This is a genomic window from Agrobacterium vaccinii (assembly GCF_021310995.1).
Classification (GTDB): domain Bacteria; phylum Pseudomonadota; class Alphaproteobacteria; order Rhizobiales; family Rhizobiaceae; genus Agrobacterium; species Agrobacterium vaccinii.
Genome location: NZ_CP054150.1, coordinates 2,235,916 through 2,253,618, shown reverse-complemented (window position 1 = coordinate 2,253,618; position 17,703 = coordinate 2,235,916). Strand labels below are relative to the sequence as shown.

Sequence of the window (17,703 nt, the reverse complement as noted above, 5' to 3'; positions counted from 1 at the left end):
TAAGCAGAACATGGCTCGTGTAGAGCCGGCGCATCGGGGGGCATCATGCGTGCAGAACTCTCTTCGAGAGTCTGGTCCCTACGCCATCGTTCACTAGAGCCCATTTGACAGAAGCTTTCGGTGCGCGCGTCGCACTCAAGATCGTGCGATCACGGACACCTCACATGAACAGCGTCACTATTGTACGCCAAGTGTGAATTATTGGTTAACACGACGGGCAGACCCATGTGTTACCAAAGTTAACACAGAGTCTAAACTACTCTCATATTCTTAAAGTGCGAAATAAGCTGAGCCATAATGATGGATTTCCGAATCATGTGCAGGTCATTCTAATAGTATTTGCGTGTTGTATTTGCACGCAAAATAAAAAACAGTCTCTAACGCCCAGATGGTGACTTTTTTTGGGTTTGGCTGGTTTTCGCAGGACTCCAAGAGATAAAAAGTATTTCAAGTTGTGGTTTTCAAGAAAAGTAGGATTCTAACGAGGCCATTCTTGAATTATGGACCAGTAAAAATCCAAAATAAAAGCATAATCTGGTGATGTAGGCAGTAAAGGCGCGTGAAACTCTGGATCGTTCGAAGAACGGTGGAGATATAAAAAACCGGCTCGCGATCACGGGATCGCGAGCCGGGCGTGACAGTCAGCAGGTGGGAATGGTCAGCTTTGTGACTGACTTTGGCTTTGGGCGTGTTGGACGGTGACTGATACCGTCAGGCTTTCATCGGAAAGGCCAACGCGCATGCCGGAAACCGGCGCGCAGTCGCGATAGGAGAGACCGCTGGCGATGCGGACGTAACGCTCGTCAGGGCAGAGCTTGTTGGCGGCATCGAACCCCACCCAGCCGAGACCGGGAACGTGGGCTTCGGCCCAGGCGTGGGTGGCGATCTGTTCTGCGACGTCTTCCATCATCAGATAGCCGGAGACGTAACGGGCGGGCATGCCCATATGGCGGGCGGCGGAAATGAAGATGTGGGTGTGGTCCTGACAGACGCCTTTGCCCGCTTCCAAAGCCTGCTCCGCCGTCGTTTCCGTGCCTGTCGAACCGGTTTCGTATTCGACCTCGAGATGAACCAGTGCCATCAACTCGTGCAGTCTCTCCAACGGCGTGTCGCCGGTAGACTGGCGAACGAGTTCACGGATGAGCTTGCCGGGCTTGGTCAGCGGCGTCTCGCGCATGAACAACCACAGCGGCGCGTTGCCGACATGGGCGCCGAAGACGCCAGCCTTGTCGATGGTCTCGACTTCGCCACGGGCAACGACTTTGACGGCGCTGCGCGGGCCCTCGGTTTCCACCAGTTCGACGCGATTGCCGAAGTGGTCGTCGTAGCGCACTTCCAGCGTTGCGCCATCGACGGTGACTTCCCATTCCTTCACGGTCTGCGTCGGCCCGCTTGCAGGCGTCAACCGCAGGCGTTGCAGGGAATAGGGGACCGGCTCGTCATAGAGATATTCGGTCGTGTGATTGATCTTCAGGCGCATGTCGTATCCCCGTCTCACGTCCGCTTACTGATAGAAGCGGTAGCCATCCGTGATTTCCTGCCCCAGTTGGGCGTTCTTGTTGACGAACAGCTCGAGAAACTCGTGCAATCCCTGATCCATCACCCTATTTATCGTCGTTTTCTGCAAGGTCGCCAGAATAGCTGCTGCGGTATCGTGGGCTTTATGTTTCTCGCTGTAGTCTTCGGCGAGATGGCCAAGGTTACTGACGATCTTTTCGTAACAGTAGGCCAGTGATCTTGGCATCCTTCCGTTTAAAATCAGAAAGTCTGCAATATTGGCCGGTTTATACTCTGCGTCATAGACCCAACCATAGGAGCGGTGGGCCGAAACGGAGCGCAGGATCGACTCCCATTGGGCATTGTCCAGCGATGATCCGACTTGGGCCGCAGCGGGCAGCAGGACATAGTATTTCACATCGAGAATTCGCGCTGTGTTGTCGGCGCGTTCGATGAAGGTGCCGATGCGCGAGAAGTTGTAGAGATCGTTGCGCAGCATCGAGCCGTGGAAGGCGCCGCGCACAAGTCCTGCCCGATGTTTAATAACATCGATGACTTGAGGTAATTCCGCGGCTTTTACTTTGCGACCAAGAAGATTCTTGAGTTCAATCCAGAATTCGTTGGTCGCTTCCCATGTTTCACGTGTCAGTGCGGTGCGCACCATGCGTGCATTGTTGCGGCCGAATTCGATGCAGGACATGACGCTGGAGGGGTTGGCCTTGTCGCGCAGCATGTAATCGATGGCATCGACCGAGGTCACCTTTTCATGGGTCTGGAGAAATTCCTCGCGTGCGCCAGCACTTTGCAGCACGCCGTCCCAGTCTTCGTCGGCACTGCCGCTGCGGGTCAGCGACACGCGCATGCCTGCATCCACCAGTCGGGCAATGTTTTCCGCGCGCTCGATATAGCGGAACATCCAGTAGAGTCCGTTCGCCGTTCTTCCCAGCATGGCTTAGTCCTCCAGTACCCACGTATCTTTGGTGCCGCCGCCCTGGCTGGAATTCACGACCAGTGATCCCTGCTTGAGGGCAACGCGTGTCAGCCCGCCAGGTATGATTTTCACCTTGTCCGAGACGAGAACATAGGGACGAAGATCGACGTGGCGTGGCGCGATGCCGTTTTTCACCATGATAGGCACTGTGGAAAGCGAAAGTGTGGGCTGTGCGATGTAGTTCGAGGGGCGCGCACGCAGTTTGTCGGCAAACAGGGCGCGTTCTCTCTTGGACGCCGTTGGGCCGACGAGCATGCCATAGCCGCCCGAGCCGTGAACTTCCTTGACGACCAGATCGGCCAGATTGTCGAGAACGTATTTCAGGCTGTCCGGCTCGGAGCAGCGCCATGTCGGCACGTTTTCCAGCAGGGGTTTGCGGCCCGTATAGAACTCGACGATCTCAGGCATATAGGAATAAATGGCCTTATCGTCTGAAATTCCCGTGCCCGGTGCATTGGCGATGGTGATGTTGCCTGCACGGTACACATCCATGATGCCAGGAACACCCAGCGCCGAATCCGGGCGGAAGGTGAGGGGGTCGAGGAAATCGTCGTCAACACGACGGTAGAGCACGTCGATGGCCTCATAGCCCCGAGTCGTGCGCATCTTGACCTTGCCATCCATGACGCGCAGGTCAGATCCTTCGACGAGCTCCACACCCATCATGTCTGCCAGATAGGAGTGCTCGTAATAGGCCGAGTTGAAAATGCCAGGGGTCAGCACGGCGACGCGCGGCTTGCCCTTGCAGCCCGGAGGTGCCAGCGATGCCAGCGATTGACGCAGCTGATAGGGATAATCTTCGACGCGCTGCACTTTGTTCTCGTGGAACAGTTCCGGGAACATCTGCATCATGGTTTCGCGGTTTTCCAGCATGTAGCTGACACCGGAAGGCGTGCGGGCATTGTCTTCCAGAACGTAGAACTGGTCTTCGCCAGTGCGCACGATATCCGTGCCGACAATGTGCGTGTAAACGCCGCCCGGCGGCTTGAAGCCGATCATTTCAGGCAGAAACGCCTCATTGCGCTCGATCAGTTCGCGGGGGATGCGTCCGGCGCGAATGATTTCCTGCTTGTGGTAGATGTCGTCCAGAAAGGCGTTGAGCGCCAGCACGCGCTGTTCGATACCCTGCGCCAGCTTGCGCCATTCACGACCGGAGATGATGCGGGGAATGATGTCGAAGGGGATGAGCTTTTCAGCGCTGTCGGCATGCCCATAAACGGCGAATGTAATGCCGGTCTTTCGAAATATGTTTTCGGCATCCCGGGATTTCTGGATCAGGTGCGATCTGTCCTGCCGGCTGTACCAATCATTATACTTTTCGTATGGGCTTCGCGGCGATGAGTCCGCATTTATCATTTCGTCAAATGCCAACTTTAGGTTCCCCATTTTTGTCCATTTGATTACAAGGACGAGCGCAATGCAAGAACCATGCGTCGTCTCAAGTCAGATTTTTTAGATCGGTCCCCGGACGCTAAACACACATAAAATAAGCAGTTTTGGTCCTTGTTGCGTTAAAATGCGGCAGCGGGCCAAAAGGTTGCGTCCCGCAAACTGTCTGAAGAGGTGTGTTTGGACCATTGCAACCTAAAGACTGCACAAGTTTTCACCACTTACACGCCGCCAGTAGGCATGCAATTCGCGTCTCGAAGCGATCTTTCGTTAATCGTCGCATGCTGCGGATTAGAGGTTTGTTAACCATAAAATTATACTCCTTGGTAACAAAGAGATTCATCGACCGGGGGTTACATGTCTATTTCGCGCCGTGGTGTCCTGTTTGGATTGCCGCTTCTTCTTGCTGGTTGCGCCAGCACCAATTTTGCACAGCAGAGAAACAACTACGCAGCCATCCCGGATGAAAAATTTCCGCTGAAGGCCATGCCGCTGGACAAGATCAATCCCGAGCTTCGCCGTCAGCAGGTCGCGTATGCGACCACGTACCCAGCGGGCACCGTTGTTGTCGATACGCCTGCTCGCCGTCTTTATTACGTCATGGGCAATGGTCAGGCCATGCGTTACGGCGTCGGCGTCGGACGCCAGGGCCTTGCGCTGAGGGGCGATGCCTATGTGGGTCGCAAAGCCGAATGGCCAAGCTGGACGCCAACGCCAAACATGATCCGCCGTGAGCCTGAGCGGAACCTCAAATATGCAGGCGGCATGCCGGGCGGCCCGAACAATCCGCTTGGTGCCCGCGCCTTGTATCTGTATCGGGGCGGCAACGATACGATGTTCCGCCTGCACGGCACAAACCAGCCGCAATCCATTGGTCACGCCATGTCCAGTGGCTGCATTCGCATGCTGAACCACGACATCGTCGATCTCTTTGAGCGCGTACCTGTTGGCGCTCGTGTGGTGGTTCTGCAAGCCTAACGATCTTAGAAACGCCTTGATCCGGCGCTTTGAGAGCCGGATCGCAACCCGCCACGGTGCCCAGCATGTGTCGTTTTCTCGCCTATACCGGCTCTCCCGTCTGGCTCGACAGCCTTCTGATCGAGCCGGAAAGCTCGCTGATCAGCCAGTCGATGGCGGCGCGGGAGGCGAAAACGGTGGTGAATGGCGATGGCTGTGGCATCGGCTGGTATGGCGATCGGGACGAGCCTGGCATTTATCGCGGGATTTTGCCCGCGTGGTCTGATCGAAACCTGACGTCGCTGTGCCACCAGTTGCGCTCCAGCATGTTTCTCGCCCATGTTCGCTCTGCCACAACCGGCGGCGTTTCCATGGCGAATTGCCATCCTTTCGGCTTTGGCCGCCATCTCTTCATGCATAACGGCCAGATCGGCGACTATGAGAAGGTCAAGCGCACTATCGAAGCGCATATCCCCGATAAGGTCTATTGTTCGCGGGCAGGCAATGGCGATAGCGAGGCGATGTTCCTGATTGCGGCGGGCTTCGGTCTCGACCTCGATCCGATCGAGGCGTTTCGCAAAACCATTCAATTGTGCCTCGATGTCGTTGATCGCTCAGGTCTCCACCTGCCAATTCGCTTCAGCGCCATCCACGCGGATGGGGACAAAATCCATGCTTTCCGCTGGTCGAGCGATGACCGGCCACCGACCCTGTATTGGCGCAACATGGGGGCAGGCATTGCCATTGCGTCCGAACCGTTTGGAACGGGCGCGGAAAAATGGGAAACAATTTGCGCCAACACGGTTGCAACCATCGTCGGGACCGACATAACGTTCCAGCCGTTCAATCCGGTGGAACAGCCCCAGGTGCGCATGATAGCCTGATCAGGCTGGTCCTATAATGTCAGGGTCTTCAATTGCTTTTCTTTCTGCGCGATAACATCCGCTGGCTGGGTGCTGGCTTCGCGATGCTGTTTGCGTCCTCCTTCGGCCAGACATTCTTCATTTCGCTTTCCGGCGGTGAAATCAGGCGTGAGCTTGGTCTCACAGATGGGGAATTCGGGCTCATCTATATGGGCGTCACACTTGCATCCGCGTTCAGTCTCGTCTGGCTGGGAAAGCTTCTGGATGCCAAGGCGTTGCGCCTCGTGATGTCGATGACAGCCATTGCACTCGCGCTTGGCGCCATCCTGTTGTCGCAAGCCACGTCTCTTGCGGTGCTCATTCTCGGTCTGTTTCTTCTGCGTCTGTTCGGGCAAGGCATGATGGTCCACACTGCCTATACGACTATAGGGCGCTGGTTTGCAGCCGAACGTGGCCGTGCCGTGTCGATATCGGCGCTGGGCCTGAATGCGGGGCAGGCGATGTTGCCGCTGCTGGCGGTGGCGGGCATCGCCGCGTTCGGATGGCGAAATCTCTGGGTCGCGGTGGCGGTCTTCATGCTTGTTCTGCTGATCCCGCTTCTTTCGCTCATCAAGCACGAGCGCATACCAACCCCGGTGGCAGTCTCTCAGAAAGCTGCTGTTACCAGACACTGGACGCGCGGTGAGGTGCTGCGCGATCCGTATTTTTACGGCCTGATGCTGGGAATGCTGCCGCCCGCCTTTATCAGCAACACGATTTTCTTCCATCAGGTGCATCTGTCGCAATCCAAGGGCTGGCCGGTCGAGACATTCGCGTCGGCGTTTCTGATTTACGCCGTGGTTGCCGTGACCAATTCGTTGCTCTCCGGCTATCTCGTCGATAGGTTTTCAGCGCTCCGCCTGTTGCCTTTCTATCTCATTCCCTTTGGTATCGGCTGTGTCCTGCTCAGCGTCATCGATGCGCCATGGGTCGTTTTCGCGTTCATGGTGCTCTATGGAATTTCGGACGGATTTTCGCTCACACTTTTCGGCAGCCTTTGGCCGGAAGTTTACGGCGTCAAATTTCTGGGCGCGATCCGCGCTGTGATCGTCGCGATCATGGTCTTTGCCTCGGCGCTGGGGCCTGGTCTGGGCGGTGTGCTGATCGACTGGGGCGTGGCATTCACCGCGCAAATCATGGTGATGGGCATCTATTGCATCCTGATCTGCGCCTTAATGTTGTCGCTGACCCGTCATGTTCGCATGAGATAAGACGCCGTTTTCGTTGCGTTTTCGACGATTTTCTCCGGGCGTGGGGAGGGGCGGGCGATCAGCCTTTTCCACGCACTTCTAAGTGATCGCAGAGCATGTTGTTTTTGGATGCAAACCGTGTATCTCGATTAGTTGTATTTCTAAGTTAGGTTTTAACGATCAAAAGATCGAACCTGCGTCATAAGGACAAACACATGGCATTTTTTGACAAACTGTCGCGGTATCAGCCCTACGCTCTGGCTGCACTGCGGATCATCGCTGCGCTGCTGTTCATTGAACACGGCACGCAGAAGCTTTTCGGCTTTCCTGCTTCCCAGATGGAAGGCTCGCTTCCTCCCATGTTGCTGACGGCCGCCATTATCGAAACCGTATGCGGTGTGCTGATCCTCGTCGGCCTCTTCACGCGTCCGGCTGCATTTCTGGCCTCGGGTCTGATGGCTTTCGCCTACTTCATGGCACATGCACCGAAGAGCTTTTACCCGGTGCTGAACGGTGGCGACGGCGCCATCCTGTTTTGCTTCATCTTCCTGTATCTGGTCTTTGCAGGCCCGGGTGCTTTTTCCGTGGATGGAAATCGCCGGTAATTATCGCCGCGCAGACAAAGTTGCCGACGCCGCTTGAGAGCTTCTCAGGCGGCGTTTTTAATTGGATTTCAGGTCTCGCGCCTTGTCTGGGACCCTCATCAACCATTTGTCGATCTTGGCTTGCAGCAGTTCCGGGCTGATGGGCTTTGACAGATAGTCGTCCATACCGGCGGCGAGGCACAGGTCACGGTCGCTGTCCTGCGCATGGGCGGTGACGCCGATGATCGGCACGCGCGCACCCGTTTCCAGCCGGTCTTCTTCCGCACGAATGGCCTGCGTTGCCTGATGTCCGTTCATCACAGGCATGGACACATCCATTAGGACGATGGACGGATTGTCCTCACTCCACGCCTCGACGGCTTTCTTGCCGTTGGCGACGATCCGAAAGCGAAGATCGGTCTGTTGCAGGATTTGCGTGAAAACGATCTGGTTGACGTCGTTGTCCTCGGCAATCAGCACGTCCAACGACGTGGGCCTTGTCTTTGTTTTTGGCTGCGGCGTATGGGGCGTCGATCTGACCGCGGGTGCGGGAAGCGTTTGTGCAGCCGTCGCATCTGGCCGGTGTGGAACCGCGCGCTTTGATCGCGATGTTCGGACCACATCCGTCAGCGTTTTTCGCAAAAGCCGTGCTCGCACTGGTTTCATCAGATGGGCGTCGAACTGGATGTCGCGTTCGGTGTTGACGGCGTCCATCGACGTCAGGAAAATGATTGCTGTGCCATCAAGGCGGGCGTCGGCTCTGATCTTTGCGGCCACCTGCATGCCGTCCATCTCGGGCATGTGGTAATCCAGAACAACGGCGTCGATACTAAAGCCGATCCGGGCTGCCTCTTCCAGAATGGCGAGACCGGCGTTGCCGCTTTCCGCTGCGTGGCTGTCGATACCCCAGCGCGTCAATTGCTCGATCAGGATTTGCCTGTTGATGGCATTGTCGTCGATGACCAGAACGCTGACATTCCTCATGTCGGTCGGTGAGATCGCCTGTTCGCTCCGTTCTTCAACCACACGCAAGGGCAGGGTGACGGTGAAGGTGGAGCCTTGACCGACGATGCTCTCCACATCCACCTTGCCGCCGAAAAGCCCGGCCAGACCGACCGTTATCGCAAGTCCGAGACCTGTGCCTTCATGTCTGCGCGTGGACGATGCATCAGCCTGACTGAACTTTTCGAATATGCGGTCCAGTTCATGCTGCGCAATGCCGATGCCGGTATCCCTGACGCACAGGATCAGCATGAGTTCGCTGTCGTCTGCCCTCTCGCCGGAAAGCTCGATCAGGACATGGCCTGTTTCGGTAAACTTGATGGCGTTGCCGATGAGATTGGTTGCGATCTGCCTGAAGCGACCGGCATCGCCGCTGACGATCTGCTTCAACGACGGATCGACCCGGACGATGAGTTCGATGTTTTTTTCCAGCGCCTGTGAGGACAGCAGGGATGCTACGTCTTCCACTGCCTCGGCAGCGTCGAAAGGCGTGTTGCGCAGCGTCATCTGACCGGCGTCGATCTTGGAGAAGTCGAGGATATCGTTAATGATCGTCAAAAGCGCATTGCCGGATTTGACGATGACATCGGTAAATGTCCGCTGCCGCGTGTCGAGTTGGGATTTGGCCAGCAGTTCTGCCATGCCCAGTACGCCATTCATCGGTGTGCGTATTTCATGGCTCATATTGGCCAGAAACTCGGATTTCGCCCTGTCGGCAGCTTCAGCGCGGGCGAGTAGGCCCTCAAGTTCCGCCTCGCGCTGCTTCATATCGGTGATGTCGGTGACGATGATCAGCCAATATTCACCGGCGCCCATGGTCGATTCCACGTTCAGCCAGCGTGTCTTGTTCACATGTACGGATCGGGAAAACGGCTGGCCGGAAGCGAGTTTGTCCATCAATTGCGTGCGGGCTGATGCTGTCTCTGTCTCGTCACCGAGATCGCCACGCTCAGCGCAAAAATTAAAAAAGCCCATCCAGCTTTTTCCGGGGGCTACCAACTCGGGCGCGACGTCGAACATGCGCGATATCGCCTCGTTCGACATGATGAACTTGCCGTTCTGGATCAGCGCCAAACCCTGCGCCATGACGCGCGTCGCATCCTGCATATATTCGCCGACGCGCTGCAATTCCTGACGCGTGGTGCTGATCTCCCGATCCCGCGCGCGTACGGCGGTGCTATCGGCGAAGGTGATGAGAATCTTGTCCCCGGCGATGCGTCGCTTGGACAGGATGGTGAACTTGTCAGCCTTGCTCTCGACCTCTCTCGACGTGTAACCCTCGACGAGGCTCAGCCGTTTGACGCGGTCACGATAGGCATCCTCGAAGCTGGTATCACCGAAATCATATTTGCCACTTTCATAGCCCATTTCGAAATAGCGGCGGTAAGGCTGGCCGACAAGATCGATCTGCTCGGTGACTTCCCACAGGTCATAGAAGGATTTGTTGGCGTATTCGATGGTGAGGTCAGGCCCCAGCAGCATGACGCCAACGGGCAGCGACTGGAGAATGGACTCGACTTCGGCGTGCAGTCTTTCGGCGTCGTTACGGGCGGCAAGCAGGTCCTGGCTCTGCTGCATCAAAAGGGTCGTGTCGGTGACCGAGCCGACCAAGTAGGGCTCATTGGCGGGGCTGATGATGCGGCCCACCCTGACAAGAGTCGGAACGACCGTGCCGTCATTCAGCGTGATGTCTTCGGCTCTCTCTAGTGCCTCGCCGGTTTCCAGAACATGGGCGTTTTCGCCTCTGAACCGTTCGCCTTCATGGACGAAGAGTTCCTCTTCCGTCAGCCCGTAGAACTTTTCTCTGGGCTCGCCCCAGAACGCTTCGTAGGAGGCATTGGCATAGGTGAGGCGGCGCTTGCTATCCAGCATGAAGACGGAAACCGGCAGGCGCTCCAGCGCTTCCCGGAACAGCCAGTTCTCGCGCGTGTGCTTTTCCATCAGCATTTCCTGCGTTCTGGCATCGGTAATATCGATGCGCAGAGCCACGAGCATGCCGTTTTCCAGGCGCTTGTTGATGAAGCGGATGGAGCGACCGTCAGGAATTTCGTCGATGAATTCGGAATAAGGTTTGCTGATTTCTGCAAGCCTTTCCTCAAACCAGATTTTCCGCTTAGCTACTCTTTCGCCATCAGGCTCTCCCGCCATTAAACAGCGGTCGTAGAATGCCAAAGCGATGTCTTCAAGGCGCAGGCCCGGTTGCCAGTTCAGGTTCAAATCAGCATAGAGGTTCTCGAACCGCTCGTTCGAATAGAGCAGCCGGTTGTCGGCGGCATAGACCGCGACTGCTACATCCAGAAGGTCGAGAATGCTGGTGTCGATCAGCGTTGCGGGTTCATCGGCGGATCGGTCAACGGCGGCAGACGGTCTTGTCTCAAAGACCTCATATAAAAACAGGGCGCCGTCTTCGGTCTCGAAGCGCTCGCATTTCAAACCGTGTGTTTCATCGCGAAAGTGGCTCTTGCACGCGGCAATCTCTTCCGTTGCAAATACCAGACAGCGCCTTTCCTTGTCCTCGCGTTCGTGGTCGTCGGCGGTCTCAAGCAATTGGCGGGTGGTTTTATCCGTAAAGTCAGACGGCGTGCGACCGGCGAAGCGGGCATAGGCTTCATTCACGCAGACATATCGAAGCTGGCTATCTTTGATGCAGGCGGGCAGATCCAGCGATAGAACGCCTTCACGCGCTTTTTCAAGCAATCCACCTCCCTCAACCAAAATAGTCTCCGTCGTTGCTACGAAACGCAATAGAATCAGCGCGTCTATCTACGTTTTCTTGTAGATCGGAAACTATTGTAGAATGATGAACTTGGCTATGAGCTGGACGAGATATCAAGAGCTTTTTAACTATAGTTTTTCACCATTTGTTAGTGTTTTGACACGGCACAGCACATCGCCCGTTTCGTCAACTGGGCATGTTTGACGAGCATGCCCAGAAACATTCACTTGACTTTCCCTGCCAAAAAGACCACATCCCCCATCAAGCTTTCACCCTTAGGCAGCCGCGTGAGCTGCAGCGTCAAACAAAAACGATGACGCATGAGGGAAAAGCGCATTGATACAGGAGACGGCGTACGCGCCGCACTGAAGCGCAGAAAGTCATTCCAACCCACAAGTTCCCAATTCACGCGGGGTTCTTGACGCCAAGACAACCGGACAGCAAGGCTGATCCGGATGCAAGCGTTTTGGCGCCCCGAAAGGTATACTATTGACCAGTTTTAGCGAACTCGGCCTCTCCGAAAAAATCGTGGCCGGTGTCACCCAGCTCGGTTACACAACGCCTACTCCTATTCAGGAAAAGGCTATTCCTCTTCTTCTCGAAGGCCGCGACATGATCGGCCTTGCACAGACCGGTACCGGCAAGACCGCCGCTTTCGGCCTTCCCATTATCGAAATGCTTTTGAAGCAGCCCGACCGTCCGGCAAACCGCACGACCCGAACGCTTATCCTTGCGCCAACGCGCGAGTTGGTAAACCAGATCGGCGAGAGCCTGCGTGGTTTCGTGCGCAAGACGCATCTGAAGATCAATCAGGTCGTTGGTGGCGCGTCCATCAACAAGCAGCAGCTACAGCTGGAAAAGGGCACAGATATTCTGGTTGCCACGCCTGGCCGTCTGCTCGACCTCATCGCACGCAACGCGATTTCCTTGTCCAAGGTCACGTATCTCGTGCTTGACGAAGCCGACCAGATGCTGGATCTCGGCTTTATTCATGACCTGCGCAAGATTTCCAGAATGGTGCCTGCTGGCCGCCAGACTCTTCTGTTCTCGGCAACCATGCCGAAGGCAATCGCCGACCTCGCAGGCAGCTACCTGACCAACCCTGTTACCGTTCAGGTCACGCCTCCGGGCAAGGCCGCCGACAAGGTCGAACAGTATGTTCACTTCGTTGCTGGCAAGAACGACAAGACAGAACTTCTGAAGAAGTCGCTGACAGACAACCCGGATGGCCGCGCCATCGTGTTCCTGCGCACCAAGCATGGCGCTGAAAAGCTGTCCAAGCATCTGGAGCACATCGGCTTCAAGGTCCAGTCGATCCATGGCAACAAGAGCCAGGGTCAGCGCGAGCGTGCGCTCAAGGGCTTCAAGGACGGCGAAGTTCAGGTTCTGGTCGCAACCGACGTGGCAGCACGCGGCATCGATATTCCTGCCGTGACGCACGTCTTCAACTACGATCTGCCGGAAGTGGCCGACGCCTATGTTCACCGCATCGGTCGTACGGCGCGTGCGGGTCGTGATGGCATCGCTATCGCGTTCTGCGCACCGGACGAAACCCGTCTGCTGCACGACATCGAAAAGCTGATGAAGATCGAAATTCCGGTCCTTTCGGGCGAACGTCCTGAAGGTCTGGCAAGCCCATCGCGCGGCAACAACAACCGTGGCGGCAACGGTGGCAATCGCGCCAATGCCAACGGTCCGCGTCGTCAGGGTGGTGAACGTGGCGAACGCGCCCATGGCGACCGTCCTGCACGTGGCCCCCGTGACGGTGGTCATCGCGAAGGCGGTCCTCGTGACGGCGGACGCCGCAACGGCGACTTCCGTGGCCAGCGTGCCGGCGAGTTTGCACCTGTAGAGCGTGACAACGATCTGGAAGTGACGTCCGACTTCAAGCGTCCGAAGACCGAAGGCGCTGCCGCTGCTGCTGGCAAGCCTGCTGGCAACCGCAACCATCGCGGTGGTCAGGGTCGTCCGGCACGTAAGGCTGGCTCCTTTGCCCCTGCCGGTCAGGGTCGTCCTGCCGGTAATGCCGGTCGTGGCCGCAAGCGCGGTTGATCGGTTCTGATCTGAAATGAAAAACGCCCGGATGCAAATCCGGGCGTTTTTCGTTCGGGACTAGAGCATTTCCGCTTTTCTTCGAAACGCGAAAACGCTCTATCTGTTTGTTTTAACGCATTATCCGGACGCAAAACCGCTTAGCACTTTTGCTGGAAATGCTCTATAGGGCGGGTTTCGTGCCGCAGAGCATTTCGCGCTTTCCGGCAAAGCCGGGCCGTCTTTCGACTTTAAACCCGGCCTCGCCCAGATTGCGCCGCACGAAACCGGCCGCTGCAAATGTCGCGAAGGTGCCGCCGGGAGCGGTCTTATCAAACACCGCCGACATGATGTCCAGCGTCCACATCTCGGGGTTCTTCGCCGGTGCAAAGCCATCGAGATACCAAGCATCGAATGTATCGGTGCTTTGGATGATGCCCTGCATGGCATCTCCGCAGAAAACGGTCAGACGTGTCTGCTCATCCAGAGTGATCTCAACCCAGCCCTCCGGGTCTGAAGGCCATTGCGCGACGAAGGCTTTGCGTTCGGCATCCAATTGCGGCCAATGGGAGAGCGCTCGGTCCAGCTCGCGCGCCGTCATCGGGTATAGCTCGAAGGACACGAAATGCAGCTGCGCATCGGCAGGCCTTGAGAGTTTCCACTGCCGCCACGTCTCGCAAAGGTTCAGCGCCGTGCCGAAGCCGAGCTCGCCGATGCGGAACGTTCCCTGCGCAGTTTGCCACCGCTCCGGCAAACCGTTGCCGGACAGCGAAACATGGCTGCATTCCTGCCTGCCATCGGTCTGGCAATAAAAATGATCGCCAAAGGCCAACGAATAGGGCATATCGCCCTCTCGCCAATCCAGCATGTTTGAACCGGCTCGTTCCGGTCCACTGTTATCGGGGTGTGTCATGGTCAAAGCCGATAGTCTTCCCGATCAAACAGGTCAATCACCTTTGCCCTCCAGCGTGCCTTTGTTGATCATCGGCGGTGGCATCATGGGGCTTTGGGCGGCGGTCAAGGCTGACAGGCTGGGTATCGATACGCTGTTGCTGGACGTGGGAAACATCGGCGATGGCGCAAGCGGCGGGCTTCTGGGCGCTCTCATGCCGCACATGCCGGATCGCTGGTCCGACAAGAAGCAATTCCAGTTCGATGCGCTCGTCAGCCTTGAGGCGGATATCGCCGCGATAGAGGCCGCGACCGGTCTGTCTGCCGGTTACCGCCGTTGCGGGCGGCTTATTCCGCTGCCGAAGCCTCACCTTCGCGCAATTGCCGAACGCCACAGTGACGAAGCAGGCGTGAACTGGTGCACAGCCGGAGAGCAATTTCGCTGGGACGTGCTGGATGCGCCACCTGTCGATGGCTGGGTGGATGCAGGTACGGGCGAGGCAGGTTTCGTGCACGACACGCTGGCCGCCAAAGTGTCCCCCAGAGCGTTCATCGCAAGCCTTGCCTATTATCTACGCCAGTCCCGGCATGTTCGCGTGATGGAGCAGTGCGGCGTATCGACGCTTTCTCCCGTTGGAACGGCACAGTTGACGACTGGGCAACAGATCGCGTTTGGCCATGCCGTTGTCTGCGCAGGTCACCAGTCTTTCCCGCTGCTGTCGGGTGCATTCGGCCTGTCTTCGGACCCAAAACTTGGCCAGCCCGTTAAAGGGCAGGCGGCGCTGTTGCGCGCAGACATAGACCCGTCTTTGCCAGTGGTGTTCTTGAATGGACTTTACGTGGTGCCACATGAGGACGGCACGGTCGCCATCGGCAGCACCAGCGAAGAGGATTTCGATGACGCCTTTTCGACGGATGCATTGCTGGATACGCTGATCGAAAAAGCAAGGCAGATCGTGCCGTCACTGCGCAATGCAACCGTGATCGAGCGTTGGGCCGGGCTGCGGCCAAAGGCCATCGGACGCGACCCCATGGTCGGGCGGCATCCCGATCACCCGTGCATCGTGGCGCTGACGGGTGGCTTCAAGGTCAGTTTCGGGCTGGCGCACGGACTGGCCGATGCCGCGCTGGACGCGGTTTTGGGCAACGTGGCCGCTGTGCCCGATAGTTTTACACTCGACGATCACATTCGTGTTTTCAACGCAAAGATGTGACGTCGCGGCTTTTATAGTCGTCAATCTGTCACGCAAATCACCTAACAGCTTGGCTCATGCAATAGAGCTATGAAAACCGTTTCGGACGGCGAGGTGACGACGCATGCGGTATGCCATCCATTTTACGCCGACCCCGAACGACCCGCTTAGCCATGCGGCGTCCGCCTGGTTGGGCCGTGACGTCTACTCCGGGCAGAGCGTTGAACCACCTGCGGTTTCAAGCCTCGGCATGCAGGAAATTTCTTATCACACCGCGCTGCCGCGCCGTTACGGCTTCCACGGCGCGATCAAGGCTCCCTTTCGGCTGCTCGATGAGGTGGGGGAGGCGGCATTGCTGCGCGCCTTGATGCATTTCGCCGGCACGCATCAGCCCTTCACGCTGCCACCTCTCGAAATCGCCAAGCTCGGCAATACCTACGGCTTGGTCCCGTCATGGCAGTCCGAAACCCTGAATTTTCTGGCAGCAAGCGTGGTGCAGGAATTCGACCGTTATCGCATGCCGCTCTCCGATGCCGATATCGAACGCGCAGACCCGGACCGGCTGTCGGCGACGCAACTGACCAACCTTCATCGCTGGGGCCACCCTTACGTGATGGACGAGTTTCGCTTTCAGATGATTTTGACGGGCGGCGTCGTTCCAGCCGATTGTGCAAGGGTGGAAAAGGCCGTTCGAGGTGTTTTCGAGCCTGTTCTGGCACGTCCGGTCGAGTTTACCAACCTTGCGCTTTTCGTGGAAGACGAGCCCGGCGCACCTTTCCGCGTGCACTCGCTGCACCCCATGGGGCGGGTCTCCGCGCGCAAGAGTGCCTGATCAGAGAATGCAGTAAAATGCACTCGACTTTCCGGGCCGCGATGTTACCGTTCACGAAATTTGCGTGAAGGTGATTTGATGATTTCGGCTGACTATCCCCGCAACCTCGTCGGTTACGGCCGCACTGTTCCCGATGCAAAATGGCCCGGTGATGCCAGAATTGCGGTGCAATTCGTCATCAATTACGAGGAAGGCGGCGAAAGCTGCATTCTCGACAGCGACAAGGCATCCGAATCGCTTCTGTCCGAAATCGTCGGCGCGCAACCCTGGCTCGGGCAGCGCAACCTCAACATGGAATCGATCTACGAATATGGATCGCGCGCTGGCTTCTGGCGGCTGTGGCGCATGTTCACCTCGCTTGGCGTGACAACCACAGTCTACGGCGTCACCGCAGCCATGTCGCGCAACCCGGAGGCGGTGGCCGCCATGAAGGAAGCGGGCTGGGAAATTGCCAGCCACGGTTACCGCTGGCTGGAATACAAGGATTTCTCTGAAGAAGAAGAGCGCAAACACATTCAGGAAGCGGTGCGTCTACACACCGAACTGACCGGCGAGCGCCCCTATGGAATGTATCAGGGCAAACCGTCCGATAACACCTTGCGGCTGGTGATGGAGGAGGGTGGTTTCCTCTATTCCTCCGATTCCTATGCGGATGATCTTCCCTATTGGGTCAAAGGCGCCAGGAACGATCCGTTCCTGATCATTCCCTATACGCTCGACGCCAACGACATGCGCTTTGCCACACCGCAAGGCTTCAATTCCGGCGACCAGTTCTTCACCTATCTGAAGGACACGTTCGATGTGCTCTATCAGGAGGGTGAAGAAGGCTCTGCCAGAATGATGAGCATCGGTCTTCATTGCCGCCTCGTTGGGCGCCCGGGTAGGGCGGCAGCACTTCGCCGCTTCATCGAATATGTTCTTGGCCATGACAAGGTCTGGATACCGCAACGCGTTGAAATCGCTCGTCATTGGCATGCGCACCACAAGCCGGAGACACTGTGATGGAGCGGGGGGATTTCATCAGCCGTTTTGGCGGAATATTCGAGCATTCACCGTTCATTGCTGAGCGGGCCTTCGATGCAGGCGCAATTGCTGAACCACTAACAGCGGCAAGCCTGCACGCCGCGCTCGTTGCGCAGTTCCGCGCGGCGTCCGAGGCGGAAAGACTGGGCGTCCTGCGCGCGCACCCGGACCTCGCTGGAAAACTTGCCATCGCAGGCGGCCTGACGGACGATAGCCGCCGTGAGCAGGCCGGGGCAGGCCTCGACCGGCTAACGTCGCAGGAGCACGGTCGCTTCACGGAACTCAACACCGCCTATGTCGAAAAAAACGGCTTCCCCTTCATCATTGCTGTGAAAGGGCTTGATAAGGCTGACATCTTGAAAGCATTCGAGCAGCGTATTCATGATGATGCACAAGACGAGTTCGCAACGGCGTCGGCGCAGGTGGAAAAGATCGCGTGGCTGCGCCTATCCGCCGTGTTGCCGCAGGGCTGAGCCGGATGCGCATACAACCGTCTTTTCACCGT

14 protein-coding genes are annotated in these 17,703 nt (G+C 57.2%); 9 read left to right on the top strand and 5 right to left on the bottom strand.

Translation table 11 applies throughout. The features are described 5' to 3' along the window. Positions 1-658: 658 nt before the first annotated feature. Genes HRR99_RS11160 through HRR99_RS11150 form a run of 3 tightly spaced genes read right to left on the bottom strand, consistent with a single transcriptional unit; the run spans position 659 to position 3,859 of the window. Complete coding sequence (locus tag HRR99_RS11160) at positions 659-1,480, bottom strand: transglutaminase family protein (protein WP_233121725.1); 822 nt, start codon at positions 1,478-1,480, stop codon at positions 659-661. A gap of 24 nt (positions 1,481-1,504) precedes the next feature. Further along, a complete protein-coding gene (locus HRR99_RS11155) occupies positions 1,505-2,446 on the bottom strand; it encodes an alpha-E domain-containing protein (protein ID WP_111837744.1) in 942 nt (313 codons plus the stop codon). 3 nt (positions 2,447-2,449) lie between these two features. Continuing rightward, positions 2,450-3,859, bottom strand: coding sequence for a circularly permuted type 2 ATP-grasp protein (locus tag HRR99_RS11150; RefSeq protein ID WP_233121723.1), 1,410 nt, complete (start codon positions 3,857-3,859; stop codon positions 2,450-2,452). A gap of 375 nt (positions 3,860-4,234) precedes the next feature. Between HRR99_RS11150 and HRR99_RS11145 the strand changes: the two genes are divergently transcribed. From HRR99_RS11145 to HRR99_RS11130, 4 genes are all read left to right on the top strand, one after another. After that, positions 4,235-4,855 (top strand): L,D-transpeptidase, encoded by a 621-nt coding sequence (locus tag HRR99_RS11145; protein ID WP_111837745.1) that lies wholly within the window; start codon positions 4,235-4,237, stop codon positions 4,853-4,855. Positions 4,856-4,920: 65 nt separating this feature from the next. Then, positions 4,921-5,718 (top strand): class II glutamine amidotransferase, encoded by a 798-nt coding sequence (locus HRR99_RS11140; RefSeq protein WP_233121721.1) that lies wholly within the window; start codon positions 4,921-4,923, stop codon positions 5,716-5,718. Positions 5,719-5,750: 32 nt separating this feature from the next. Next, positions 5,751-6,947 carry an MFS transporter gene (locus tag HRR99_RS11135; protein ID WP_233121720.1) on the top strand — a complete coding sequence of 399 codons (1,197 nt, stop codon included), beginning with the start codon at positions 5,751-5,753 and terminating at the stop codon, positions 6,945-6,947. A 194-nt stretch (positions 6,948-7,141) separates the two neighbouring features. Next, on the top strand, positions 7,142-7,531 hold the full coding sequence (locus HRR99_RS11130) for a DoxX family protein (RefSeq protein WP_111837747.1): 390 nt from the start codon (positions 7,142-7,144) through the stop codon (positions 7,529-7,531). A gap of 57 nt (positions 7,532-7,588) precedes the next feature. Here HRR99_RS11130 and HRR99_RS11125 read toward each other — a convergent pair whose 3' ends face one another. Further along, positions 7,589-11,209, bottom strand: a complete 3,621-nt coding sequence (locus HRR99_RS11125; protein WP_233121719.1) for a response regulator — start codon at positions 11,207-11,209, stop codon at positions 7,589-7,591. A gap of 508 nt (positions 11,210-11,717) precedes the next feature. On the opposite strand from HRR99_RS11125, the gene HRR99_RS11120 reads away from it, so the two are divergent. Next, the gene (locus HRR99_RS11120) at positions 11,718-13,280 is read left to right on the top strand and encodes a DEAD/DEAH box helicase (protein WP_111837749.1); all 1,563 of its coding nucleotides are present in this window, start codon (positions 11,718-11,720) and stop codon (positions 13,278-13,280) included. A gap of 163 nt (positions 13,281-13,443) precedes the next feature. Here HRR99_RS11120 and mnmC2 read toward each other — a convergent pair whose 3' ends face one another. Then, positions 13,444-14,172: a tRNA (5-methylaminomethyl-2-thiouridine)(34)-methyltransferase MnmC2 gene (mnmC2, locus tag HRR99_RS11115; protein ID WP_233121718.1), complete on the bottom strand. Its 729-nt coding sequence runs from the start codon at positions 14,170-14,172 to the stop codon at positions 13,444-13,446. Between mnmC2 and HRR99_RS11110 the strand changes: the two genes are divergently transcribed. The 4 genes from HRR99_RS11110 (at position 14,171) to uraD (ending at position 17,671) form a co-directional block, all read left to right on the top strand. After that, positions 14,171-15,364, top strand: coding sequence for an NAD(P)/FAD-dependent oxidoreductase (locus HRR99_RS11110; protein ID WP_233121717.1), 1,194 nt, complete (start codon positions 14,171-14,173; stop codon positions 15,362-15,364). The genes mnmC2 and HRR99_RS11110 overlap by 2 nt on opposite strands. A gap of 103 nt (positions 15,365-15,467) precedes the next feature. Then, the gene (locus HRR99_RS11105) at positions 15,468-16,175 is read left to right on the top strand and encodes a DUF1045 domain-containing protein (protein ID WP_112499514.1); all 708 of its coding nucleotides are present in this window, start codon (positions 15,468-15,470) and stop codon (positions 16,173-16,175) included. A 78-nt stretch (positions 16,176-16,253) separates the two neighbouring features. Next, positions 16,254-17,177: an allantoinase PuuE gene (gene puuE, locus HRR99_RS11100; RefSeq protein ID WP_233121716.1), complete on the top strand. Its 924-nt coding sequence runs from the start codon at positions 16,254-16,256 to the stop codon at positions 17,175-17,177. Then, positions 17,174-17,671 carry a 2-oxo-4-hydroxy-4-carboxy-5-ureidoimidazoline decarboxylase gene (uraD, locus tag HRR99_RS11095; RefSeq protein WP_233121715.1) on the top strand — a complete coding sequence of 166 codons (498 nt, stop codon included), beginning with the start codon at positions 17,174-17,176 and terminating at the stop codon, positions 17,669-17,671. The genes puuE and uraD overlap by 4 nt, the downstream gene beginning before the upstream one ends. Positions 17,672-17,703 lie beyond the last annotated feature (32 nt).

Bases quoted from the DNA above. Each gene is read 5' to 3' on its own strand.
- HRR99_RS11160 (WP_233121725.1), bottom strand. From the start codon at position 1,480: ATGCGCCTGAAGATCAATCACACGACCGAATATCTCTATGACGAGCCG.
- HRR99_RS11155 (WP_111837744.1), bottom strand. From the start codon at position 2,446: ATGCTGGGAAGAACGGCGAACGGACTCTACTGGATGTTCCGCTATATC.
- HRR99_RS11145 (WP_111837745.1), top strand. From the start codon at position 4,235: ATGTCTATTTCGCGCCGTGGTGTCCTGTTTGGATTGCCGCTTCTTCTT.
- HRR99_RS11140 (WP_233121721.1), top strand. From the start codon at position 4,921: ATGTGTCGTTTTCTCGCCTATACCGGCTCTCCCGTCTGGCTCGACAGC.
- HRR99_RS11130 (WP_111837747.1), top strand. From the start codon at position 7,142: ATGGCATTTTTTGACAAACTGTCGCGGTATCAGCCCTACGCTCTGGCT.
- HRR99_RS11110 (WP_233121717.1), top strand. From the start codon at position 14,171: ATGGTCAAAGCCGATAGTCTTCCCGATCAAACAGGTCAATCACCTTTG.
- mnmC2 (WP_233121718.1), bottom strand. From the start codon at position 14,172: ATGACACACCCCGATAACAGTGGACCGGAACGAGCCGGTTCAAACATG.
- HRR99_RS11105 (WP_112499514.1), top strand. From the start codon at position 15,468: ATGCGGTATGCCATCCATTTTACGCCGACCCCGAACGACCCGCTTAGC.
- puuE (WP_233121716.1), top strand. From the start codon at position 16,254: ATGATTTCGGCTGACTATCCCCGCAACCTCGTCGGTTACGGCCGCACT.